Below are 24,175 nucleotides of genomic sequence, written 5' to 3' on the forward strand. Positions count from 1 at the left end.
GGATGTCAGCGACGGACGGCCAGCAGCGGTATATCGGTATTGCGCAGCACGCGTTCGGTGATGGAACCGATGAGCAGGTCGGTCAGGCCGTCGCGGCCGTCGGTGTACATGACGATCATGTCCACGCCTTCTTCATGGCCGACGGTGACGATGGTATCCGCGGGCGAGCCTTCGCGCACGACCACGCGGCAGGCCACGCCTTCCTTTTTCAGGTCTTCGACCAGCGGTGCCAGCAGGGTCTCGCCCTTGGCGGTATCGGCACGTTCCAGTTCGTCATGGGCGGCGCCGCCCACGAGCCTGGGCAGGGCTTCCGTCACATGCAGGAGGATGATTTCGCCGGAGCACAGGGTCTGGGCGTGGCGCAGGGCTTTGGCCGCGCGTTCACCGGCAGTCTTGCCGCTTACGGGCACGAGGACACGTTGGTAGATCATGTGGGCTCCTTATGGGATAGGCCCCGGAGGGCATTGCGACAAAAGATTTTCGCACGACTGGACGATTTGTGCAAGGCCCCTGCCGACGGGACCGTGCGGCATGAAAAAAGCCTGTTCCGGGGAACAGGCTTACGGAGACGGTGCCGGAGCGGCAGCGGCCTACTGGCGGACCACCAGGACAGGCAGCGGCGTGTTGCGCAGCACATGTTCGGTGATGGAACCGAACAGCTTGTCGGCCAGATCGTCGCGACCGTCGGAGAACATGACGATGGCTTCAGCGGCCGTTTCCTTGGCCACGTCGACGATGGTCTCCACAGGCAGACCGGCGCGGACCACGCGCTGGTAGGGGATGCCGGCATTGTCCAGTTCCGCGGCCAGGGGAGCCAGGAGGGCTTCGGCCTTGACGCTGGGATCCTGCTGGTCGCTCGTGATGTTGGGCATGGGGGAACCCACGCTGGGCGCCACGGCATGCAGCAGGACGATCTCCTTGGGATCGAGCTTCCGGGCCTGGCTCAGGGCCTTGAGGGCGCGTTCACCGGCATGCTTGCCGCTCACGGGCAGAAGGACTCGTTCGTAACTCATGTGAACTCCTTGCATAAGATCAGAGATGGCTCTGGTGGGTTTTTGGATGCCCAGTCTGGCATGAGTCGCCGCTTTGTGCAAGAGGCGCTCCGCCGGGCGGCGCGGGACGGGGAGCAGGACCAGCCCGGCGGCCCGTCCTGTCCGGGGCTTCCCGGATCCCCGCCGGGCGCTCGGGAGGGGCCATCGTGTGGCGGAAGCACATGTGGCAGGTCAAGGGTGTCCGTCAGGCGCGCGGGGGGGCTGCCTCCCGGCCGGTCCCGCACGGCGGCAGAGCCGGAGCAGGCACACGCGGGGGCCTGCTCCCGCCGGGAGCGTGGAAGCGCTACGGCCCCGGCGGCAGGTCCCGTACGGCGTCCCTGCGCAGCGGCTCCCCGCCGGAGCAGGGGGAAGCCCCGGGCGCGGAGCGCTCATGCCCCGTCACGGGTGCCGTTCCCCGTCCCGGCCGCTCAGGAATCCAGGGAGATGCGGTGGCGCTCCACGGCGGCGGCCAGTTCCGGCAGCAGGTCGGTGACGGCCTGCAGGTCCTTGGCGCGACCGGCGCTCTCCACACAGCGGGCCATGCGGCCCAGCACCCGGAAGCCGTAGCCTTCGGCCTCGGCGGCCAGGCGTCCCGCCGCATCGGCCACCAGATGCAGACGGCGCTGCTCCAGGGCATAGGCGGCATCGCCCAGATATTTGTCCAGACGCCACATGAGCGCGGGCAGGGGATCGTCGGGATCCTCCGGCGGCTGGGGCCGTTCCGGCTGCGGCGGCATGGGGGGCCGCGACACGGGCGCGGGACGGGGCGCACTGCCGCGTTCGATCCAGGGATTGGTCCCGGCCGGGATGTCGTCCTGCCCGTCCCCGGACGTCTCCTTCCTGGGGATGGGACGGGGCGTCCCCTGCCGTTCCTGCACGGGCACGGGCGCGGGGACGCCGTCGGCGTCGCCCCCGGTCCCGGGATGGAGCGGGCCGCCCGCGCGGAAACGGTTGAGGAAACGCATCAGGGTGTTGGCCGCGGCCCGTGTGCGGCTCATCTCCTCCTGGCCACTGCGCAGCAGGGCGTTGGTGTCCGGCGTCATGTCCGGCGGACTGGAAACGTCCCTGCTGTCGGGCACGGCCTGCGGCGCAGCCGACGAGGGCGCGCCGGGGAAGGCGGGCTGCCCTGTGGCGGTCTGCGCGCCGCTGTCGTCCTTGCGGGGCTGCGGCGTGATGAGGGCCGACCTGTTGGTGGGCACCAGGCTGGGCTTGCCCAGCTGGCGGGCGATCTCCTCCGCCGCGCCCGCCTGCCGCCGGGGCCGCACCGTGACCACGGTCTCCACGGGCGTCGGGGCGTCCTGCGTCTGTGCAGGAGCGGGACGGCTGACGGGCGTGCCGATGGGCATGGGCTCGCCCACCCACTCACCGGCGTTGCGCAGGCTGGGGCTCACATAGCCGCCGGCCGGGGCGGCCGCGCCGCTGTCGCCGGGGAAGGAGGGGAAGGCCGGCGTCCGGGAGGGCGCGATGGGCACGGGCTCGCCCACCCATTCCTCGGCATGCTCGCCGCTGGTCTGCGGGGCCGCCTGATGCAGGGGGGCCCCCGGGAAGACAGGCCTGGAGGCAGCCGGGGCCGCCTGCGCCCGTGCGGGAGCGGGACGGCCGACGGGCGTGCCGATGGGCATGGGTTCGCCCACCCATTCACCGGCATTGCGCGGGCTGGGGCTCACATAGCCGCCGGCCGGATCGTCCAAGCCGCTGTCGGCGGGGAAGGAGGGGAAGACCGGGGCCCGGGAGCGGGAGGGCGTGAGCGGGGCCGCCGGGCCGTCCGTTCGTGCCGGGAGGCTGTCCGCCGCCTCCGCCGCAGGAGCCGTGTCCGTGACGTCCGCGTCCGGGGCCTCGTCCGGGCCGGGCGTGGTGCCGGCCGCCTCTGCCGGAGCGCATCCCGGGGCATCCTGCGCCACGGGGGCCGCGTCATGGGCAGCGGCATCTGCCGCTGCGGGCGTCATGGGAGCCGCCGCATCGCTTTCCTGCGTCAGCGGGCTTTCCGGGGCCTCCGCCGCAGCGACGGCAGGCGCGGGCGAGCCCGTCCCTTCACCGGCATGTCCGTCGTCGTCCTGCGGGCCAGCGTCGTCCTGCGCCGGAGCGGGCCTTGCCGCGCCGTCAGCAGCTTGCAGTACGCCGGCTGCAAGGGGAGCCCCGGCAGCGTCCGCCGGGCCGGGGACAGCCGTCGTGGCGTCGTCCGGGAGATTTTCCGCCACAGGGGCCGCAGCGGCCATGGCGTCCGGCGCGCGGTCTTGCGCGGCATCCGTCGCAGCGTCCGGGGCAGGGGCCGCCGGGCCGTCCGTTCGTGCCGGGAGGCTGTCCGCCGCCTCCGCCGCAGGAGCCGTGCCCGTGATGTCCGCGTCCGGGGCCTCGTCCGGGGCCTCGTCCGGGCCGGGCGCGGTGCCGGCCGCCTCTGCCGGAGCGCATCCCGGGGCATCCTGCGCCACGGGGGCCGCGTCATGGGCAGCGGCATCCGCCGCTGCGGGCGTCATGGGAGCCGCCGCAGCGCTTTCCTGCGTCAGCGGGCTTTCCGTGGCCTCCGCCGCAGGGACGACGGGCGCGGGCGAGCCCGCCCCTTCACCGGCATGTCCGTCGCCGTCCAGTGGGGCAGCGTCGGCCTGCGCCGGAGCAGGCCTTGCCGTGCTGTCGGCAGCTTGCAGTACGTCGACTGCAGGGGGAGCCCCGGCGGCGTCCGCCGGCCCGGGGACAGCCGTCGTGGCGTCGTCGTCCGGGAGATTCTCCGTCACAGGGGCCGCAGCGTCCGGCGCGCGGTCTTGCGCAACATCCGTCGCAGCGTCCGGGGCAGGAGCCGCCGGACCGTCCTGTCCGTCCGGGAGGCGCATGGCTTCCGTGAGTTCCAGGCCGTCCTCGCTCCCGGACGGAGCCGGAGCTTTTTCGCTGCGGACGGCGAACAGGTCCGGTACGGCTCCGTCGCCCGGCGCCGGGGCAAGGCCTGCGGCGGTCGCGGGGGCAGGGCCTCCGGGGGCGATGTCGTCCAGCAGGAGCTCGGGCATGCCCGTGCCGTCCGTGGCGGCAGGGCCGAACAGGTCCGGCAGGGGAGCTTCCCTGTCCGTCCGCTGTTGCGGCCGTGCTTCCGGCAGGGGCGCGCCGAGGTCCGCCACATCGTCGTGGCCCGCCAGGATCTCGCGCACGGTCGCGCGCAGGGCGTCGGCGTCAACGGGCAGGGTCAGGGCGTGGCTGAAACCGGCGTGGGCCAGGGCGTCCCATCGGCTTTGGTCGGGCGTCAGGGCCACGGCGCCGAAGGGGCCTGTCCTTGCGGCCAGGCGGCGGTAACGCAGCAGCAGGGGGGCGGCCGCGGCGGCGGCTTCGGGGCCCTGGACCAGCAGCACGGCCACAGGGGCGCGCCCGGCGGAAGCGGTGGCGTCCAGGCCTTCGTCCAGGCTTGCCGCCAGACGGCAGGTGCAGGGCAGGTCGTCCAGCATGGCGGCCAGTCCCTGCCGGGCGGCGGCATCAGGCGCGCAGACCAGCACGTCGGGCAGGGGGGGCGCATCCGCCGCAGCGGCGGGCCGCAGCTGCAGGGTGAAGATGATGGACGTGCCCCGGGGCCCGCTTTCCACGCCCAGGAAACCGCCGTGGCTCGCGGCCAGTTCCCAGATGCGGGCCAGGAGCGCGGCGGAACGCTGTTCCGGGGGCAGGCCCGTGCCCGTATCCCGGACGTTGAAGAGCAGATGTCCGGGCTGCCGGCTGCCCGGCACATGGCGCACGGCGAAATGCACCTTGCCGCGGCTGGTGGCCCGCACGGCGTCCTCCAGCAGCAGGCGGACGATCTCGTCCAGTTCCGCGCCGGGGCCCAGATAGCGCTGTTCCAGATCGGGCGGCATGTACCAGCTCAGGCGGATGCCGGAGGCTTCGGCCATGCCGCTGCAGGCCTCGTGGGCCTGATGCAGCAGTTGCTGCAGGTCGAAGGCCGCTTCGTGATCCGCTGCGGCGCGGGGCTTCCCCTTGCTGTCCGCCGGGCCCTGGAGCAGGCTCAGGGCGCGCCGGGCGCAGCGGGCCATGATCTCGGCATGGGAGCGGGCCGCGGGCGGCAGGGAGCAGTGTTCGAGCTTCCTGTTCTGTTCCAGCAGGTCGCGCAGGGGAGCGGCCAGGGCCTGTTCCAGACGGCGGACCGCCGCGGGGTTTTCCGTGGCGGCGGGGCCCTGCGCCGGAGCTGCGGGAGCGGAGGGGGCTTGTGCCGGCGCGGCAGGGGCGCCGCCTGCGGGCCGGGAAAGCCCGGCCATGAGCGGCAGGCTGTTGCCGGCGTCATCCAGCAGACGCAGGTTGGGATCCGTGATGGCCTGCATCTGGCCGGGACGGCCGAGGCCCAGGGGGGCGCCGGGCCCGTCGGCGGCTTCCCTGTCCATCGGGTGGCCGGGCGCGCTCATGCCCGCGATGATGAGGGCGCTCAGGGCCGTGCCCCACAGGGGCAGGGCGCCCTGGACAAAGGCCGGGACCAGCCCGCCCAGGTCGAGGAGGGCCAGGCCCGCGCCCAGGGCGGCCACCAGGCAGCCCAGCAGGAAGCGGCGGGCCCCCGGCACACCCATCAGCCAGGCGCCCAGGGTCGTGGGGATGAAGATCAGGGCCAGCAGCGGCCAGAGCGGCAGGAAGCGGGCCAGCCAGGAAAAGTCGGGCCACAGGGGCAGCAGGGCCAGGACGGCGCCGGGCAGGGACAGGATCAGGTACTGGATGTCCAGCGAGCGGGAGTGGCCGGCGGTCTGCATCAGGTGCCGGGCCAGGTGGGCCAGGAACATGAGGGCCAGGCCGGGGGCCATGGCGCTGGCGGCATCGGCGGGCGTGATGTTGCCCGCGCCGAGGTCGGGGCCGCCCAGCACGGCATGGGTCAGGGCAGCGCCCACATAGAGGGCCGTCCAGAAACGCCACTGGCCGCGTTCGCTGATGCCGCGCAGCAGGGCCAGCAGCATGACCACGGCCAGGGCCAGCATGACGGCGGGGCCCTGCAGGCTTTCCGGCGCGGTGGCCAGGTTCTCCAGGCTGCGCAGGGTCGGCGCGAACCAGAGGGGCGGCTGGCCGTCCAGGCGGACATAGCAGATCTGCGGGCTTTCCCCGGGCTGGGGCAGGGGCAGGAGGTTGCGCCAGTTGGCGCGGCTTTCCTGCCATGTGGTCTGGCGGGACAGGGGATCGATGTCCGGTGTGTAGAGGATGGCCCCGGCGGGCACGCCCTGACCGAGATCCAGCACCAGAGGCTGGACGTCTCCTGTCCCGGCGGGGATCTCCAGACGCAGCCAGGTCACGCCGCCGCTGCGGGGCAGCTGTCTGGGGTGCAGCGGCTGGAAGGAGACCGGCGCGCCCGGCGCGGCCACTTCTTCCACGCTCATGTCGCCGTCCGTGTCCAGAAAGGCCGATACATAGGGCAGGATGCGCAGCTGGCCCTGCGGCGATGCGGCGGTGGCGGCCAGGGGCAGGGCGGGCGTGGGAGCGGGGGCGGCGGGCGGTGCCGGCACCGCAAGGCAGGTGGCGGCCAGGGACACGACGAGCAGGAGCGGGACGGCCAGCCATGCCAGCCGGCGCATTCCGGTCCGTGGGGAAAGAAGGGCGTGCGTCATGCTTTTCTACCTTGGGCCTGCGCCCGTCGGGCGGACAGGCCCCGAAAAAATGCCGGGACAGGCGGGACGGGGCGGGAGCGGGAGGGCCGGCCGCTGGCGGCCGGGCGGCCTGTCCCGCTCCGGCCGGGCGGCAGCCGGCGTCCTGCCGGATCAGTGCAGATGCTTGATCAGTTCCGAGACAGGGGTCCCGTCCGGCGCGTGGGCGCCGGGGTCCGCCGCCAGCAGGCGCCGCCAGGCGGCCTCGGCTTCGTCCTTGCGCTTGAGATCGTAATAAAGGACCACGCCTTGGTTGAACAGGGCGTTCCTGTGGCCGGGATGGACGCGCTCCGCCTCGCGGAAGGCCTTGAGGGCGTCGTCGAAGCGCTGGAGCTCGCGGTACATGATGCCCAGGTCGGTGAGGACGTTGGCATTGCCGGGCTGCAGGCTCAGGGCTTTTTCATAGGCCGTGACGGCCGCGGCCGGGTTCTGGTTGTCGAACTGGAAGTTGCCCAGCCTGATCCAGTGTTCCGCCTTGCCGGGCTCTTTGACCGCGGCTTCCTGCAATTTGAGCAGGGCGCTGTTCAGCTCGGGAGAAAGGGTCGCCGCCTGCTGCCGTGCGCCGCCCTGTTGCTGCGCGGCGGCCTGCGGGGCGTTTTGGGCGGCCGGAGCTGCCTGCTGTGCGACGGCCTGCTGCCGGGAGGCCGGGGCCTGGCGGCTGTCCAGGAAGCCGGGCAGCATGCTGCCGATGCACAGGCCCAGGGCAAGGGCCGCCGCCATGCCGAGCATGCAGGCGCCCAGGGAAACGGTGGTCCCGCGGGCCGGGGCCGTCTGGGCCTGGTCCGGCGTGGACGCCGGGGCGGGGGCTGCGGCCGGAGCCGCTTGGGTGGAGGTCTTTTTCTTGGCCATGGATGCTCCTCTGTGATCAGCGGGCACGGGTGGCCGTCTTCCCGTGCGCTGTCCGGCGGACGGGGCGGCTGTCCCGGGGCGGCCCGAGAGCCTTTTCTTTCGCTGAAGTGGTGGCAAGAGTAGCCGCAGCCCGGCAAAGAGGCAAGCCTGCGCCGTGTCCGGCCTAGTTGAAACTGAGCGTGGCCCGGCCCTGCTTGAGCATCATGCGGGCCAGGGGCAGGTCGCGCCACCAGAGGGCGGCCTCGTTGCCGGAGAGCCCCGTCTGGCGGCTCTGGCCGCTGAGCAGGGCCGTGATGTCCGCGATGTCCTCCAGCACCAGACTGTGCGCCGGATCGGGCGCGGCGGGCAGCAGGCAGCGCAGGCGGGGCGCCATGTGCAGGCGGCCTCCGGCCAGACGGCCCAGCAGGGCCCCCTGCCAGACGAAGCCCTGTGGCAGCAGCAGGTCGGCATGGGCCGGGATGAAGCGCACCTGTTCGCCGTAGATGCGCGCCTCCCCGGCGGGCAGGCGGCCGGGATCGCAGCAGGGACCGGCCAGGGCGCTGCGGGGCACCACCTGCCCCTGGGGCGGGGCGGGCCGGGCGTCGCGCCGGTTGCGGCCGCGGGCCGCGTTGCGGGCGGCCGTGCGTGCGTCGGGCCCGGTACAGGGCGGCGGCAGCTCGGGGGCGGGGGCGTCCGCCGGTTTGCGCAGCAGGGCCACATAGAAGCCCTGGGCCGCCGAACGCGCACCGTCCACGCGCAGGGTGCCCTCGCCGCCGGGGCGCTGTTCCCAGACGAAGCCCGCGAACGGCGTCAGGGGCTCGCGCACCAGCCCCAGTTCCTGCTCGGCGAAGCGTACCTGGGCCTCGTTCTCGTCGTCATTGGTGGTGCAGGTGGAGTAGACCACGCGGCCGCCGGGGCGCAGCAGGCGTGCGGCATGGGCCAGCAGCAGCTGTTGCAGGCCCACCAGGCCCTTGAGCTTGTCGCCCTGCCAGAGCTTGAGCACCTGGGGGTTCTTCTCCACCGTGCCCCAGCCCGAACAGGGCGGATCCAGCTGGATGGCGTCCCAGGTGCCGGGGCTCAGGGGCAGGGCCTGCCCCTCGTAGGAGCAGGTGCCCACCTGCGGCAGGTTGCAGGCGTGCAGGTTGGCGCGCAGGGTGGCCAGCCGGGCGCGGGAGAGTTCGTTGCCCAGCACGAAGCCGCTGCCGCCCGTGAGCTGGCCGAGGAAGCCCGTCTTGCTGCCCGGGCTGGCGCACATGTCCAGCACGGCCTCGCCCTGACGGGGCGCGAGGGCCAGGGGCGGCAGCATGGACGAGCGGTCCTGGATATAGATGTAGCCGAAAAAGGCGGCCAGCGAGGAACCCAGCGGACGGGGCTCGCACAGCAGCCTGCGGCAGAAGGGCGAAAAAGGTTCGGGCTCGAAGTCATAGCCCTGGGCGCGCAGCAGCCGCTCCACTTGCGGCATCTGCTCCGGCGGGCAGACCAGTCGGAAGGAACGCCCCGCGGGGCGGGAAGGATTGGCGGTATTCATGGGCCTTTTTTAGCTGTTCCGCGCGGAGGGGGCAAGAGCGCCGGGGCCGCTGCGGGCACGACGGGGCCGACGCCGGCCGGAAAGGTCGTGGAAACGGGCTCCCGGGCCCGCTGCCCGCGGGCCTGCCGCGTTTTTCCGGGGAACGTCCTCCAGAGATCCGGGCACGTCCCGTTTGCGGCGCACGGCTGCCGGCACGTCCCCGGACGGAGCCCCTCCGGCCTGTCCCGTTCCGGGGCCGCTGCCGCGCCACGACCGCGCAGGGGGCGTCCGCACGGCGCCGTCCTGCGCGCGGCGGGACGGGAGTCCCTTTCAAGTTGCACGGCGGGCCAAGTATCGCTATAGTTCCGGTGCCGTGGGCTTTGGACCACCGCCGGGATGACGGCGGCTCCCGTCCGCCGGCGGCGCGACGGTCCGTCTTGCGGGCCGCGGCCGACGTACGCAGACAACTGCAAGGAGTTTTTGAATGAAATTTGCCATGAGACTGGCGTTTGCCGCCTGCCTGATGCTGGTGCTGGGCCTCCAGGCCCAGGCTGCCCAGGCCAAATCCTTCGTCCTGCTGCCGTTCGAGGTGCATGCTCCCCAGAACTACAGCTATCTGTCCAAGGCCGTGCCCTCCACCCTGATGGGCCGCCTCAACAGCGCCGGGGTCCAGGGCAGCATGGGGCCGCGCAAGGCCGCTTCCGCCGCCGAGGCCCGCCAACTGATGGGCCGCGCCGATTATGCCCTGTGGGGCACGGTGAGCGTCATGGGCAATGACTGCACCATCGCCCTCAACAGCGTGGACAAGAACGGCGCCACCTGGAGCAATACGGCCCAGGGCCCCATGAGCGCCCTGAACGCCACGGTGCAGCGTCTGGCCGGGGCCTTCTCCTCCGAAGTGCTGGGCGTGGCCGGGGCCGCCGCGGCCAGCCGCGCCAGCCGTTCGGACATCATCCGCAACGAGACCGGGCAGCAGGAATCCTACCTGAACCCGCAGTTCCGCTATCAGGGCAATTCCGGCGACGGCTCGCGCATCCGCAGCCAGCGCATCAAGGAAGAGATGGTGGATATGGCCGTGGCCGACTTCAACGGTGACGGCCGCAACGAGATCGCCATCCTGCACGACCACCGCCTGAGCATGTATGTCTGGGGCAAGGACGGCCGCCTGAACAAGCTGGACGAGATCACCGTCTCGCGCAGCAACCTGAACTTCTCCATGCGCGCCATCGACCTCAACCGCGACGGCGCCAAGGAGCTGGTGGTGGCCACCTTCGAGGAGGACAGCAACCGTCCCTACTCCTATTTCTACGGCTTCCGCGGCAACAAGTTCAAGGAAGTGGCCAAGCGCTGCGCCTACTTCGCCAGCGTCATCAACATGCCGCCTTCCTACCAGCCCGTGCTGGTGGGCCAGGGCTGGGACTCCATCAAGCTCTTCGCTCCCGGCGTGTACACGATGGTCAAGCAGAACGGGACCTATGTGCTGGGCCAGCGCATCACCCTGCCCACCGGCGCCAATGTCTTCAACGTGGCCTGGATGCCCGGCAAGAGCGGTGACCAGCTCGTGATGCTGACCGACGACGAACGCATCAAGATCTTCCAGGGCGCCAACCAGACCCTGATCCACACCACCATGGAACGCTTCTCCGGTTCCGCCACCGGCATGGAACACTACAAGGGCATGCCGGGCCTGGGCGTGGACCGCAACTACCAGCTGCCCAGCAAGTACTTCGCGCCCATGCGCCTCATCGTGGCCGACATCGGCCATACCGGCGAGTACACCCTGCTGGTCAACAAGCCCGTTTCCACCGCGGCCCAGATCTTCGACCGTTACCGCTACTTCCCCCAGGGCGAGATCCATGCCCTGTTCTGGGACGGCGTGGGCCTGGGCCTGAAGTGGAAGACCCGCCGCATCCGCGGTTCCGTGGCGGCCGTGGACCTGGCCGACTTCAACAACAACGGCATCCTGGACCTGGTGGTGGGCATCAACACCTCGCCCGACCTGGGCGTGGGCAGCCGCCAGTGCATGGTCACCGCCTATCCGCTGGACGTGTCGCAGATGAATCCCAATGCGCCCGCGGACCTCAGCGATTTTGAAGTGACCCCCAACTATTAAGGCAAAGCGGCCCCGTCCTGCGTCGCGGCGATGCGGGGCGGGGCCTTTTGGGCGGCTTCGGCTGCGCAGACGTGTTGCGTTTTCTTTTCAGGGAGGAGATTGTGCGCATCCTGGTTATCGGTTCCGGCGGGCGTGAGCACGCCCTGGTGTGGAAGCTCAGGCAGAGCCCTCAGGTGAGTGAGATTTTTGCGGCCCCCGGCAACGGCGGCACCGCGCGCGAGGGGGCCGTCAACGTGGCTGTGGCCGCCGATGATCTGGACGGGCTGGTGGAACTGGCCCGCAAGGAGAAGATCGACCTGGTGGTGCCCGGCCCCGAACTGCCCCTGACCATGGGCATCACCGACCGCATGCGCGAGGCCGGCATCCCCTGCTTCGGCCCGGACGGCTACTGCGCCCGGCTGGAAGGCAGCAAGGCCTTCGCCAAGGACGTCATGAACCGCGCCGGTGTGCCCACGGCCTTCAGCCAGGTCTTCACCGATCCCGACAAGGCCAAGAACGCCGTGGTCAAGCTGGGCGCGCCCCTGGTGATCAAGGCCGACGGCCTGGCCGCCGGCAAGGGCGTGGTGGTGGCCAAGACCAGCCAGGAAGCCCTGGACGCCGTGGACGACATCATGTGCAAGCGCGCCTACGGCGCTGCCGGGGCCAAGATCGTCATCGAGGAGTTCCTGGTGGGCGAGGAGGCCTCCTTCCTCTGCTTCTGCGACGGTGCCACGGCCGTGCCCCTGCCCTCGGCCCAGGACCACAAGGCCGCCTATGACGGCGACCAGGGCCCCAACACCGGCGGCATGGGCGCGTACAGCCCGGCCCCCATCCTGCCCCGCGACGACGCCGAAGCCATGGCCGATACGGTCATCCGGCCCATCCTCGCCGCGCTGGCCAGGGACGGCCACCCCTTCGTGGGCGTGCTCTACGCCGGTCTGATGATGACCGCCGACGGCCCCAAGGTGCTGGAATACAATACCCGTTTCGGCGACCCCGAATGCCAGCCCCTGCTCATGCGCCTGGAAGGCGATCTGGTGCAGGTGATGCTGGACTGCATCGCAGGCAAGCTCCGTCCCGAAAGCCTGTCCTATACCGATGAAACCGCCCTGGGCGTGGTGGTGGCTGCCGAAGGCTATCCGCATGCCTATCCCAAGGGCATGGTCATCGATGGCCTGGACGAAGCCGACGCCCTGCCCGGCGTCAAGGTCTTCCACAGCGGCACCAGGGCCGTGGACGGCAAGACCCTTTCCAGCGGCGGGCGCGTGCTCTGCGTGACCGCGCTGGGCAAGACCCTGGCCGATGCCCAGGCCCGCGCCTATGAAGGCGTGAAGGCCATCCGCATGGACAAGAGTTTCCACCGCAGCGATATCGGCCAGAAGGGCATCCGCCGTCTGGAACAGCTGGCGCAGGAAAAGTAAGCAAGCGCGGCTTCGCGCCGCATAAAGGAACAGTTATGGCTCAAGTCGTCATCATGATGGGCTCCAAGTCCGATGAGGAAAAGGTCAGCCCCTGCGTGGACGTGTTGCGTTCGCTGGGCATCTCCTACCTCTTCACGGTCAGCTCCGCCCACCGTACCCCCGAGCGCACGGAAAAGATCCTGCGCGAACAGGAAGCCGCCGGCGCCAGGGTCTTCATCTGCGCCGCCGGCATGGCCGCGCATCTGGCCGGCGCCGTGGCCGCCCGCACCACCCGTCCCGTCATCGGCATCCCGGTCTCCGGCGGCCTGATGGGCGGCATGGACGCCATGCTCGCCACCGTGCAGATGCCTCCCGGATTCCCGGTGGCCACCGTGGCCATGGACAAGGCCGGCGCGCGCAACGCCGCCTGGCTGGCCGCCCAGATCCTGGCCGTGGCCGACCCCGAACTGGACGGGAAGATCCGCGCCGCCCGCGCCAAGATGCAGGCCGGCGTGGAAGAAGCCGCCGCCGAGATCGAAGCCAGGTACGGCTGCTAGCCGGCCGGACAGGCAAGGAACGCTGCGGGGCGGAAGGGAGAGGCTCTCCCTTCCGCCCTTTTTCACGTTCGGGCCCAGTGCCGTGCTTTTGTGGTCGCCGCTGTCCGGCGGCCGCAGGCCGTGCCCGTCGCGGCAAGGGACGGGTGGCGCTGGGGAATGCCGCCCGGAACGAAAGGCGCCGGAGAAGGGGGAGAGGATGCCGCGGGGCATCCCTCCCGCGCAGGCATCAGCGGCCGGCGGCCCGCAGGGCCGTGCCTTGTTGTGATGCAGGAGCGGGCGGCGACGCGGGACGCTGTCCGGCGCCAAACGTGCCGGGCAAGGGGATGGGGCCGGGAGGGAAGGGAAAGCCCTCGCGCGCGGGCGGCGGGCGTGCCCTTCTCCCCCCAAAACGAACATGATGGGTCTGGGCCTAGTGCGTATGATCCAGCACGGGCACGCTGTCGCCCAGCTTTTTGCGGATGGCCTGGAGCATGGTCTCGTGATGCGGGCAGGGGAAGGCGATGGGATTGCCCTTGCAGATGCAGGAGGCCAGGGCCACGGCTTCCGCGCCGCGGTCCACCAGCATCCTGGCGCGGGCCACGGCGCGCTTGCCGGGACAGCCGCCGCAGGAGACGAAGCCTATGACCTGGCAGGGGCCCAGTTCCTCAAAAGCGCCCTTGCCCTGGGCGGCAAAGGAAAAATCCGTGGTGCCGGGACAGATGTCCTCGGTCTGCATGCAGCGGATGATGCCGATCTTTTTCATGGAGGCCTCCTTTGGGTGATGGCGGGACGGTCCCGTGCGCCGGGACCGGACGGACGGGGAGCGCGGCCCTCGTCCGGGGACGGGAAAAAGGCTGCCGCGCTGCCCGCGGCACGGTCGTCGCCACGCGGCCCGGCAGGGACGGGCGGCGTGCGTCCCCCGCGGCGTGCATCATGGCGGGCAAGCCGTCATGGCCGGTGCGCGCTAACGGCCGTCCTGCGGCTTGCCCGCCGCAGGCGCGCTTTCTTCGGGGATCACGAATTCCAGCAGGTCGTTGCGCACGATGGCGTCCAGTTCCGCCCGGTCATGGGCCGGGGTCTCGGTGAACAGGAAGCCGAAATGCGAATAGTGGTCGTAAAAGCCCTTCCGCACATGCAGCACCTTGCGGAAGCGGGCGCAGAGGGCGTCGTAGTCGAAGCGGCGCACCGGCGGGCAGTGGGCGGGCTTGTTGAGCACGATCAGGGTATAGAGCCTGTCTTCGCGGCCGGGCAGGATGCTGTCCCAGTCCGGGCGGGCATCATCCAGATAGCAGCCGTAGGTGGCGAAGCCCCAGGCGTAGAGGCTGATGTCCGTGCAGCACCAGCCCGCGAAGCGCAGGGGATTGAACTCGATGGGCACCATGCGGCCCTGGTCGTCGCAGCGCAGTTCCACATGGGCGGGGTAGTCGTGCAGGCCCAGGCGTTCGTTGAGCCGGTCGAACCACGCCTCCAGCGGCCCGGCCATGCGGCGGATGATGTCCGCACTGGTGTAGTACAGGCGGTCGCTCACGTCCGCGGCGCAGGCGAAGTCGTGCTGCAGGATGTTGCAGATCACGGCCTTGCCCTGGTGGTCGAAATAGACGTCCACGGCGTATTCCGTGCCCCGGATCAGGGATTCCAGCAGCCAGACCTGATTGTCCAGCACGGCGGCCGGGTATTCCCTGCGCCAGCGCACGGCGCCGGCGGCGATGTCGTCGCGGGCCGCGCGCCACTGCTGCGCGTCCTCGATGCTGTAGACGCCCAGGCTGAAGAAGCCTACCGCGGGCTTGAGCACGCAGGGACCGGGCAGGCTGTCGAAATGGGTCTCCATGACGTCGCGCAGGCCCAGTTCGCGGAAGTGGAAGTCGGGAAAGAGCGGGGCCAGGCGCTGCCTGAACAGGAGCTTGTTCTTGAGCAGCTCGGTGGAGCGCACCAGCCCCGCATTGCCCGAGCGGCTGTAGAGCCAGTCCAGGGCGTTTTCCGAATTGCAGTACAGGCGCTCTCCCCGGCAGCACAGCCGGGCGGCGTCGCGGCTGGAGACCAGGGCGAGATCCAGGCCGTAATCCAGTCCGGCCTGCCGGGCCGCGGGCGTGTCCAGGACGGCTTCCTGCCGTCCGGCGGCAAAACTGGCCAGTTCCGGCGAGACGTAAGGATCTTCCAGAATGATCATGGGGCCCTCGTGCAGCGTGGCTGCGAAAAAAACGCAGGGCCGGAGCGATTGCCGGCCCTGCGCGCTATGGTTGCGGGAGAAACGCCCGGAGCGCCGTCCCGTGCGGGAGGATGTCCCGCTGGTGGCGGGATGGTCCCGGGATGGCGCGCCTTTCCCACGGCACCGGGCGCCGCCTTTTGGGGCGGAGCGCGCCGGGGGATCCCGGGGGGAGGGGCGTTCGGGGGAGGGGAAGGCCCCCCGTGCGGGCAGCGACCGAAGGCGGCCGCAGGCCGTGCCCGTTAGCGGCAAAGGCGCGTTACGGGCATCGGCAGCAGAGATGAGGGGCCCCCTCCCACCATCCGTGATGTTTACTCCAGCACGCGGAAGTACACGGCGGGCTGGCGCAGCATGCCGGTGTCCAGGGTCCGCTGCAGGGCGGTGTTCATGGCTTCTTCCGTGGTCTCGTGGGTCATGAAGACCAGGGGCACGCCCTTGCCCTCGTCCGTGCGCTGGATGACCTGGGCCATGCTCACGCCCTGGTCGGCCATGCAGCCGGCCAGATCGCGCAGCACGCCGGGCTCGTCCTCGACCATGACGCGCACATAGTAGCGCGAGCGCCATTCCGCGGGCGGCACGATGCTGGCGCGGGGCAGGTCGTCACAGGCGTAGCCGGTGTTGTGCGGGTTCTCGTCGCGGGCCACGGCCATCAGGTCGGCCAGCACGGCCCCGGCGGTGGGCAGGTCGCCCGCGCCGCGGCCGTGGAAGAAGAGCGCGCCGCAGGCATTGCCGCTGACGCGCACGGCGTTGTACACGCCGCCCACGCGGGCCAGCAGCACCGTATAGGGCACCAGGGCCGGGAAGACGCCCGCCTCCAGGCGCACCTTGCCGTCGTCCTGGCCGGGGTCGCGGCGTTCGCGCACCTGGGCGATGAGCTTGATGCGGTAGCCGAACTCGCGGGCCAAGGCGATGTCCATGCTGGACATGCCGCGGATGCCGCGCACGGGCATGGCCGTATAGGGGTAGTTGACCCCGTAGGCCAGGCGGATGAGCAGGGTCAGTTTGTGGGCCGCGTCGTGGCCGTCGATGTCCAGGGTGGGATCGGCCTCGGCATAGCCCAGCTGCTGGGCCTGCTGGAGGGCCACATCGAAGTCCAGACCGTTGGAGGTCATCTCGGACAGGATGTAGTTGCTGGTGCCGTTGAGGATGCCCATCAGGGACGAGATGCGGTTGCCGGCCAGGCTGGTGCGCAGGGCTTCCACCACGGGCACGGCGCCGGCCACGCTGGCTTCATAGCGCAGGATGCGGCCCTTGCCGGCGGCCTTCTGGAACAGGGCGAGGCCTTCTTCGGCCAGCAGGGCCTTGTTGGCGGTGACGATGTGCTTGCCGGCATCCAGGGCGCGGTCGATGATGGCGCGCGGGGCGTCGATGCCGCCCATGAGCTCCACCAGGACATCGATCTCGGGGTCATTGACGAGTTCGTCAGGGTCGGTGGTCAGGTCCGCGCCGGGGGGCAGGGGCACGGTGCGCGCTTTCTGGGCATTGCGCACCAGCACCTTCTTGACCCGGATGTCCCGGCCCGTACGCTGGCGGATGACGCCGGCGTTTTCTTCCAGCAGGCGGGCAAGCCCGCCGCCCACGGTGCCGAATCCGGCCAGACCCACTACCAGAGGCTTGTTGCTTTCGGCCATAGTTTCCCCATTTAATCGCTGGAACCGCTGAGCAGGCGGCGGATGTTGCGCACGGCCTGGCGGGTACGGTGATCGTTTTCGATAAGGGCGAAGCGCACATACTCGTCGCCGTAAGCGCCGAAGCCCAGGCCCGGCGAAACGGCCACCTGCGCCTCGGTGAGCAGCAGCTTGGAGAATTCCACGGAGCCCATCTTGCGGAATTCCTCGGGGATGCGCGCCCAGACGAACATGGTGGCCTTGGGCGCGGGCACTTCCCAGCCGATGCGGTTCAGGCCCTCGATGAGCCAGTCACGGCGCTGGCGGTAGATGTCACAGACCTTGGCCACTTCCTCGTCGCCGCCGCGCAGGCCCACGGTGGCCGCGATCTGGATGGGCTGGAAGATGCCGTAGTCCAGATAGCTCTTGATGCGGCTCAGGGCATGGACCAGCTTGGCGTTGCCCAGGCAGAAGCCCACGCGCCAGCCGGGCATGGAGTAGCTCTTGGACATGGTGTAGAATTCCACGCCCACGTCCTTGGCGCCCTTGGCCTGCAGGAAGCTGGGGGCCTTGTAGCCGTCGAAGACCAGGTCGGCGTAGGCCAGGTCATGGATGACCCAGATGTTGTTTTCCTTGGCGAATTCCACCACTTTTTCAAAGAAGGCCAGGTCGGTCACTTCCGTGGTGGGATTGTGGGGATAGCAGAGGAAAAGCAGCTTGGGACGGGGCCAGGCCTGCTGGGTGGCGGCGGTCAGGTCTTCAAAGAAGTCCCGGCCGGGGCCGATGGGCACGCTGCGCACGTCCGCGCCGGCGATGATGGGCGCATACTTGTGGATGGGATAGGTGGGATCGGGAGCCAGCACCACGTCGCCGGGCGAGAGCATGGCCAGGGAAAGGTGGGCGAGACCTTCCTTGGAGCCCATGGTCACGATGGCTTCGGTATTGGGATCGAGGTCCACGTCATACATGCGTTTGTAGCGTTCGCACACGGCGTCGCGCAGATGCGGGATGCCGCGCGAGAGCGAATAGCGGTGGTTCACCGGCTTCTGGGCGGCCTCCACCAGCTTGTCCACGATGTGCGGCGGCGTGGGAATATCGGGATTTCCCATGCTGAAGTCAACGATATCGATATTCTGACGACGCAGCTTCATTTTGAGGTCGCCTACCACCGCGAAAACATAGGGAGGCAGACGCTGGATGCGCGAGAACTCTTCCATGGGATGCTTCTCCTGATGAAGGTCAAACAACTTTACTCAGATTTGCCAGTGCGTGCGGCATTTGTAAAGCACTTTGCCAAGATAAGGGCTTTGCGCTACCTTTGTGCAACATTGCACAGGCCGCGCCGTGGGCGGGCCCCTTTTTTCGCCTTCAACCATCGAGGACCGCATGGAACATCACATCCGTTTCGACGCTGCCGCCATGACCCTGTATCTGCTGGATCAGCGGGCCCTGCCCTGCCGTGAGGAGCATCTGCCCATCCGTACCCTGGACGAGACCATCCGCGCCCTGCAGGTGATGGTGGTGCGCGGCGCGCCGGCCATCGGCGTCACGGCGGGTTTCGGCTGCGTGCTGGCCCTGGAGGAACTGCGGCGCGGCCTGCCCGCCGGGGCCGACTGGCGCGCGGCCTATGCGCAGGCCCTGGACCGGCTGGAGGCGGCCCGCCCCACGGCCGTGAACCTGCGCTGGGGCGTGGAGCGCATGCGCGCCCTGTGGCGGGCCCATGACGGCCTGGACATGGAGGCGCTCATCCCCGTGCTGCTGGCCGAGGCCGAGGCCATGCGCCGCGAGGACGTGGAGATCTGCCGCCGGATCGGCCGCCACGGCGCGGCCTGCATCAACGACGGCGACACCGTCCTCACCCACTGCAATGCCGGGGCCCTGGCCACGGCCGGCTACGGCACGGCCCTGGGCGTCATCCGCGGCGCGCTGGAAGCGGGCAAGAAGGTGCGGGTCATCGCCGACGAGACGCGGCCCTTTTTGCAGGGCGCGCGCCTGACCGCCTGGGAACTGCAGCAGGACGGCATCGGGGTGCACGTGGCCTGCGACAATGCCTGCGCCCTGCTGATGCAGAAGGGCCTGGTGCAGTGCGTGGTGGTGGGCGCGGACCGCATCGCGGCCAACGGCGACGCCGCCAACAAGATCGGCACCTTCGGCGTGGCCCTGCTGGCCAGACATTTCGGCATCCCCTTCTATGTGGCGGCGCCCCTGTCCACCATCGACCCGCGCACGCCCGACGGTGCGCACATCCCCATCGAGGAGCGCCCCGAACGGGAAGTGACCCATGTGGGCGAGACCCGCATCGTCCCGGAAGGGGTGCCGGTCTTCAATTTCGCCTTCGACGTGACGCCCGCCGACTGCATCACGGGTATCATCACCGAAAAGGGCGTGCTGCGCGCCCCCTACGGCCCGGCCATCGCCGCGGCCCTCCGGGGCTGAGGCGGGATGCGGACGGCCGCGTGCCCGTCCGCCGTCTCCGGGCCGCCGCTGCCGTTGCCCGGAAAGGAGATGCCATGAAAGAACTGACCCTGCTGGCCGACAGCGGCGCTCCCCTGGGCTTCCATCTGCAGACCTCCGCCGCCGTGGCCCACTGGGATCTGCGCGACGTGCCCGGGGACCATATCTCGCTGCCCGCCCTGTGCGACGCCCGCCTGACGGACATCCGGCGCGAGCACGCGGCCTGGGCCTGCCGCACGGGTCTCGCGCCCGTGGACGGCATCCTGCTGCACGAGCACTTCCAGGCCGGGGAAAAACTCTCCATGTGGTGGTGCTCGCTGCTCTATGAGCGCCACCCCAAGATGACGCCCCTGCTCCACGACATCTACAAATTGCGCGCCCTGGAACTGCTGCTGGACGAAGGCGGTTTCACGGCCCTGCGCCTGGTGGGCGGGGACGAACGCCTGTGCGGGACCCTGCTGGCTCTCTGTCAGGCCACGGGACGGCAGTTCGCCGATTATCACGACCCCAAAAGCCGGAACGGGCGCCCGGGCGGCCTGCTGCGCCGCATCTACGACGCCTGCCCCTCGCTGCTGCGCGCCGCGGGCCGCTACGCCTACTGGTGGTTCAGGGTGCGCCGTGTCCTCAGACCGCAGGGCGGGGCCCCGGTCACGCTGCCGCCCGCCCATGTGCCCACGGGCACCATCGCCACCTATTTCCCCAATGTGGACAGGGAGGCCGCGGCAGCGGGCCGTTTCCGTTCCCGCTACTGGGAGGGCCTGCACGACGCCCTGTGCGCCGCGGCCGCCACGACGCCCGTGCGCTGGCTCTTCATCCGTTTCCCCTCGCCGCAGATGGACCTTGCCGGCTGCATCGCCCTGCGCGACCGCCTGCGCGCCGCGCATCAGGACGGCGTGAGCTTCCACTATCTGGAGGAATTCCTGCAGGGCGCCGACCTGCGGGCCGCCTGGAGGCGTTACCTGCGTCTGGCCCGGGCCAGCTTCCGCCTGGAAGGCTTCATGCGCGAGCAGTGCCGCTTCGCGGGCTCCCGCCTGAATTTCTGGGCCTACATGGCCGATGACTGGGCCGAGAGCTTCCGCGGCTGGCGCTGTCTGGAACGCTGCCTGCAGCAGCGCGCCATGAACAATTACGTCCGGGCCGCCGGACCGCAGCGCTGGTTCACCTTCCCCCTGGAGAACTGCCCCTGGGAACGCATGCTGACCCACGCCGCCCACACCACGCCCGGCGCGGGCGGGCCCGTGTACGGGGCGCAGCACTCCACCATCCGGCCCACGGATTTCCGCTACTTCGACGACCCGGCCACCTTCACGGATAGCGCCTGCGCGGCCTTCCAGCCGGACCGCATCTGCGCCAACGGCCAGGGGGCCCTGCGCCAGTGGCAGGATGCCGCCGTGCCGCCGGAGCGTCTGGGGCTGGTGGAGGCCCTGCGCTACATGTATCTGGCCGGGGCCCGCGCGGACGCCGCGCAGGCGCGGGAGGTCCCGCAGGTCCGCCGCCTGCTGGTGGTGACCAGCTTCTTCGCCGACGAGACCGGCGATCATGTCCGCCTGCTGGCCCGGGCCGTGCAGGCCGGTCTGCTGGACGGCTGGGAGATCGTGGTCAAGCCGCATCCCTATCTGCCCGTGGAGGCCGACCTGCGCCGCGAGCTGGGCGCGCAGGCCGGACGCCTGACGTTCGCCGGCGGGCCCGTCGCCGCCCGGCTGCTGCCCGGCACGCTGGTCTGGTCCTCCAATTCCACCACCGTGGTCCTGGAAGCCGCGCTCAAGGGCCTGCCGGTCATGGCCATGCTGCCGCCCGACGATTTCGACCTCTGTCCCCTGCAGGACGTGCCGGGGCTGCCGCGCACCGGCTGTCTGGAAGACGTGCGGCGGGCCCTGGCCGACGCCGCGCCGCTGGAGCTGCCGGACGACTATCTGGAACTGCGGCCCGGCCTGCCCCGCTGGCGGGCGCTGCTGGGCCTGTGAACGGGGGCGGGGCACGGCGGCCCTGCTGCGTCGCGCTCTTGCCGGGAGCTTCTACGGCCGTCCGTGGCGGGCGCGGACGGTCTTTTTGGCGCGCCGTGGCGCAAGACAGGGCTGCGGCGGGGAGAGGCCCGGCAGGCCCGTCTGAACGGGCCGTCCGCCGACCGGGGAATGGGCCCGCCGCGGCGTCCTTTTTCGCTCCGAGGCTTGAAAAAAGGGGCCCGGCTGGGTAGCTTCGGCAGAGCGCCCGCGGGACGGGCGCGCACAGTGGGCATACGGATGCGATGCGGGAGGCAGGCATGGTTTTCAGTGAACGGGTGAGGAAGTACGGTTCGCGCGGCAAGGGCGTGAGCGCGCGCGACAACCACGTCATCAAGGGCATGAAGGCCCTGCACCTGCTGTCGGCCCTGGCCTGGGCGGGCGGCGCGTTCTCCATGCAGGCCCTGGGTTTCCTCAAGCTGGGCATGGACGACCCGGCCACGGTGAAGCTGGTGGAATACTGCCGCTATATCGTGGACTCGTGGGTGGTCATGCCCGGGCTCATCGGCTGCGTGCTCACCGGCCTGTTCTATTCCATCTGCACGGCCCTGGGCTTTTTCAAGTACACCTGGGTCACGTTCAAGTGGATCATCAGCGCCTGCGCGGGCTTCTGGGGCACCTTCTTCTGGCTGCCCCTGGGCGACCGCTGCATCGTCTGGCTCACGCCCCTGGGCCTGGACTGGCCCCTGCGCTTCATCCGCTCCTGCATCCTGCCGGAAGAGCTTTGGGCCAGTCTGGTGCAGGTCAGCATCATCTTTTCCATGGCCCTGATCTCCATCTACCGCCCGCTGACCTGGAAGCTGTACGGCGACCCCATCGTGCCGCCCACCTCGTAGGAGGGATATCTTCGGCTGAAGGCCCCAGCCTTCTCCCATGCGCTTTATCGGGACAGGGAGAGAGGGGACAGGCAACAGCCGGGAAAAGGACAAGGGACGCTCCCCAGCAGGGAACGTCCCTTTGTTTTTGGGGCCTCTTTTGCGCCCGGACAGGGCAGGGCCGCGGGCAGATGCCGGGGCCCTGCGGTATGGGCCTGCCCCGCGACCGGACAGGGCAGGGCCGGGAGCGGAAGTCGGAGGCCGCGCCATGCAGCTGTCCCGCGTATGGATGCGGCAGGGCCGCGGGCAGGCTTTGGTGGGGCGCGGAGCTGTCCCGCGCACGGGAGCGGCACGGCTCCTGCGTTGTCCAGGACAGGAGGTGCATCGCAGGCAGCGGATACGCCGGGAGGCCGCGGGACCGGGGCCGGCCGTGCGTCGGCAATGGCGGGATCACGGGCCGCACGGGCGACGGGACAGGGCCACGGGGCGCGTTGGGGGCACCGTCGCGGGGCCGCTCGTCCGACCGCTCGTTCAGGCCTCGAAGACCAGGCTCTCGAACCAGAAGAGCAGGGCCTGCGGGTCGCGCCAGCTGCCGGAGGGCAGGCCCGCCTTGCGGCAAAGGTGTTCCAGATACTGGCGCAGGTCCCAGCCCTGTTCCACGGGCACCTGCGGCAGGAAGACGCCCTGGCGCAGGCCCAGACGCAGCAGCAGGCCGTGGCGGCCGATGACGATCTGCTGCGGGTCCGGGCAGGGGCTCAGGGGACCCAGGACCGAGATGTGCAGGCTGCACTGCGGCCATTCCGCCGCGCTCAGGGGCGGGAAGCGGGGGTCTTCGAAGGCGGCGGCCCGGGCCATGCGCCAGACATTGGCATACAGGGGCTCCCGGCCCAGCATAGTGCCGATGCAGCCGCGCAGGTCCCCGTCCTTGTTCAGGGTCACGAAGGAGCCCAGCAGGGCGGAGAGCGTGCCGCCGGCCAGTTCGGGCGGCAGCTCGGGCACGGCCGTGTACCGGCCCGCAAGGGCCGTTCCTATGCTTTGGCGGGCCAGCCGGGAGAGGCAGCGCCGTTCTTCGTCATTGAGGGAAAAGGTGACGCCCATGACAGACCTCCGTAACAGGTGCGCAGGGAGCTGCGCGATCCCGATGGGCTCGCGGCCGCCTGGTGCCCGCACAGAGGGCTGTGAGGGACGGCAGGTCGCGGCGGTATGGTCCAGTGTAGGCGGGGCGGGCGGAGGATTCAAGCTGGCGGGATGTGAGGCGGGCAAAGAAGGCGGGCACGGGGAGCCGGAGCCGTCCAGCCCGGTTCGAGGGACGTTGGCTCCATGCGCGTACGGGGGCCGGGCAGTCCGGCAGCAATCGGCTGGCAGAAGTGCGTTGCCCGGGCGCGTACCGGGAGCGGAGGGACCGGCGCAGGCACCTCCCTGACGCCGCCGGGAACCGGGAGGGGGACACCGCGGGACGCTTCCGGCCGCTGTCTGCCGGGAGCGATGGCGGGGCACGAGCCCCCCGCCGGGCGGGCTCCCCTCCGTTGCGGAAAACGGAAATGCCGCGATGGCTCGCGGCATTTCTGTGGGGTAAGGCAGGGCACATGCTCCTGAACGGTATTTGGCGGCATACCGTATGATGTCTCGTCCGTCGCGGTCCCGACTGCGTGGACTGCGGACTGTTGCCGGTGCGGGAGGCACGACCGCCCGGCAGTCAGTTAATCTTCGCCCTCGGTATGGGCCTGCTTGCCGGCCCCTTTGAGGCCGTACATGGTGGTGGAACCGGAGGACCAGAATTCCAGCACTTCTTCGTTCACCAGCTTGGTGAGGATCTTCTTCACTTCGCGGGGGCCCTTGTCGGGGAACAGCTCCGTGAAGTCCTTGAAGTAGAATTTGGACTTGGAAGCGGACTTGCCCTTCAGGAATTCGACGATGATGTCTTTTTCGTCAGCCATGTTTTTTCTCCTGGCCCCGGCGACACTGCGGAGCGCCGCCGGGCGTTTTCAAGACCGGCCTAGAACTTGAACTGGGTGCTCTGGCGCCAGGTGTAGTAAGCCGGATCGCGGAAGTCGTCGATCAGGTGGTGGGTGAACTGCAGGCCGGTCAGCTTGAAGAAGGATTCCCAGCCGATACGTTCG

At 70.1% G+C, this 24,175-nt stretch carries 17 protein-coding genes and 1 pseudogene; 6 read left to right on the forward strand and 12 right to left on the reverse strand.

From position 1 onward, the window contains the following. Nucleotides 1-5: 5 nt before the first annotated feature. From Q1X76_RS04140 to Q1X76_RS04160, 5 genes are all read right to left on the reverse strand, one after another. Nucleotides 6-431 carry a universal stress protein gene (locus tag Q1X76_RS04140; protein WP_300718265.1) on the reverse strand — a complete coding sequence of 142 codons (426 nt, stop codon included), beginning with the start codon at nucleotides 429-431 and terminating at the stop codon, nucleotides 6-8. A gap of 159 nt (nucleotides 432-590) precedes the next feature. Further along, on the reverse strand, nucleotides 591-1,013 hold the full coding sequence (locus Q1X76_RS04145; RefSeq protein WP_300718266.1) for a universal stress protein: 423 nt from the start codon (nucleotides 1,011-1,013) through the stop codon (nucleotides 591-593). 446 nt (nucleotides 1,014-1,459) lie between these two features. Beyond that, nucleotides 1,460-6,577, reverse strand: a complete 5,118-nt coding sequence (locus Q1X76_RS04150; protein WP_300718267.1) for a 7TM diverse intracellular signaling domain-containing protein — start codon at nucleotides 6,575-6,577, stop codon at nucleotides 1,460-1,462. Nucleotides 6,578-6,727: 150 nt separating this feature from the next. After that, nucleotides 6,728-7,462, reverse strand: a complete 735-nt coding sequence (locus Q1X76_RS04155; protein ID WP_300718268.1) for a tetratricopeptide repeat protein — start codon at nucleotides 7,460-7,462, stop codon at nucleotides 6,728-6,730. A 163-nt stretch (nucleotides 7,463-7,625) separates the two neighbouring features. Then, the gene (locus tag Q1X76_RS04160; RefSeq protein WP_300718269.1) at nucleotides 7,626-8,969 is read right to left on the reverse strand and encodes an RsmB/NOP family class I SAM-dependent RNA methyltransferase; all 1,344 of its coding nucleotides are present in this window, start codon (nucleotides 8,967-8,969) and stop codon (nucleotides 7,626-7,628) included. A gap of 463 nt (nucleotides 8,970-9,432) precedes the next feature. Here Q1X76_RS04160 and Q1X76_RS04165 point away from each other — a divergent pair, with 463 nt between their 5' ends. From Q1X76_RS04165 to purE, 3 genes are all read left to right on the forward strand, one after another. Beyond that, nucleotides 9,433-11,061, forward strand: a complete 1,629-nt coding sequence (locus Q1X76_RS04165; protein ID WP_300718270.1) for a VCBS repeat-containing protein — start codon at nucleotides 9,433-9,435, stop codon at nucleotides 11,059-11,061. A 101-nt stretch (nucleotides 11,062-11,162) separates the two neighbouring features. Beyond that, entirely contained in the window at nucleotides 11,163-12,461 is a 1,299-nt protein-coding gene (gene purD / locus Q1X76_RS04170; protein ID WP_300718271.1) for a phosphoribosylamine--glycine ligase, read from the forward strand. Nucleotides 12,462-12,496: 35 nt separating this feature from the next. Further along, the gene (purE, locus tag Q1X76_RS04175; protein ID WP_300718272.1) at nucleotides 12,497-12,997 is read left to right on the forward strand and encodes a 5-(carboxyamino)imidazole ribonucleotide mutase; all 501 of its coding nucleotides are present in this window, start codon (nucleotides 12,497-12,499) and stop codon (nucleotides 12,995-12,997) included. A 409-nt stretch (nucleotides 12,998-13,406) separates the two neighbouring features. Here the strand turns inward: purE and Q1X76_RS04180 are convergent, their stop codons facing one another. The 4 genes from Q1X76_RS04180 to Q1X76_RS04195 form a co-directional block, all read right to left on the reverse strand. Next, nucleotides 13,407-13,739 (reverse strand): CGGC domain-containing protein, encoded by a 333-nt coding sequence (locus Q1X76_RS04180; RefSeq protein WP_300718273.1) that lies wholly within the window; start codon nucleotides 13,737-13,739, stop codon nucleotides 13,407-13,409. 201 nt (nucleotides 13,740-13,940) lie between these two features. Then, the gene (locus Q1X76_RS04185) at nucleotides 13,941-15,143 is read right to left on the reverse strand and encodes an ATP-grasp domain-containing protein (RefSeq protein ID WP_300718274.1); all 1,203 of its coding nucleotides are present in this window, start codon (nucleotides 15,141-15,143) and stop codon (nucleotides 13,941-13,943) included. A gap of 347 nt (nucleotides 15,144-15,490) precedes the next feature. Continuing rightward, complete coding sequence (locus Q1X76_RS04190) at nucleotides 15,491-16,810, reverse strand: homoserine dehydrogenase (protein ID WP_300718275.1); 1,320 nt, start codon at nucleotides 16,808-16,810, stop codon at nucleotides 15,491-15,493. A gap of 11 nt (nucleotides 16,811-16,821) precedes the next feature. Further along, on the reverse strand, nucleotides 16,822-18,003 hold the full coding sequence (locus Q1X76_RS04195) for an aminotransferase class I/II-fold pyridoxal phosphate-dependent enzyme (protein ID WP_300718276.1): 1,182 nt from the start codon (nucleotides 18,001-18,003) through the stop codon (nucleotides 16,822-16,824). Between the two features lie 169 nt (nucleotides 18,004-18,172). Between Q1X76_RS04195 and mtnA the strand changes: the two genes are divergently transcribed. From mtnA to Q1X76_RS04210, 3 genes are all read left to right on the forward strand, one after another. Further along, complete coding sequence (gene mtnA, locus Q1X76_RS04200) at nucleotides 18,173-19,222, forward strand: S-methyl-5-thioribose-1-phosphate isomerase (RefSeq protein WP_300718277.1); 1,050 nt, start codon at nucleotides 18,173-18,175, stop codon at nucleotides 19,220-19,222. Between the two features lie 74 nt (nucleotides 19,223-19,296). Continuing rightward, on the forward strand, nucleotides 19,297-21,204 hold the full coding sequence (locus Q1X76_RS04205) for a TIGR04326 family surface carbohydrate biosynthesis protein (protein ID WP_300718278.1): 1,908 nt from the start codon (nucleotides 19,297-19,299) through the stop codon (nucleotides 21,202-21,204). Between the two features lie 296 nt (nucleotides 21,205-21,500). After that, on the forward strand, nucleotides 21,501-22,076 hold the full coding sequence (locus Q1X76_RS04210) for a hypothetical protein (protein ID WP_300718279.1): 576 nt from the start codon (nucleotides 21,501-21,503) through the stop codon (nucleotides 22,074-22,076). 510 nt (nucleotides 22,077-22,586) lie between these two features. Here the strand turns inward: Q1X76_RS04210 and amrA are convergent. From amrA to Q1X76_RS04225, 3 genes and pseudogenes are all read right to left on the reverse strand, one after another. Continuing rightward, entirely contained in the window at nucleotides 22,587-23,153 is a 567-nt protein-coding gene (gene amrA / locus Q1X76_RS04215) for an AmmeMemoRadiSam system protein A (protein ID WP_300718280.1), read from the reverse strand. A gap of 602 nt (nucleotides 23,154-23,755) precedes the next feature. Next, nucleotides 23,756-23,992, reverse strand: coding sequence for a dissimilatory sulfite reductase D family protein (locus Q1X76_RS04220; protein WP_006007064.1), 237 nt, complete (start codon nucleotides 23,990-23,992; stop codon nucleotides 23,756-23,758). A 59-nt stretch (nucleotides 23,993-24,051) separates the two neighbouring features. Continuing rightward, nucleotides 24,052-24,175: pseudogene (locus tag Q1X76_RS04225) on the reverse strand (sulfite reductase, dissimilatory-type beta subunit); the annotation flags it as partial.

This window comes from uncultured Desulfovibrio sp., from assembly GCF_949282365.1.
Classification (GTDB): Bacteria; Desulfobacterota; Desulfovibrionia; order Desulfovibrionales; family Desulfovibrionaceae; genus Desulfovibrio.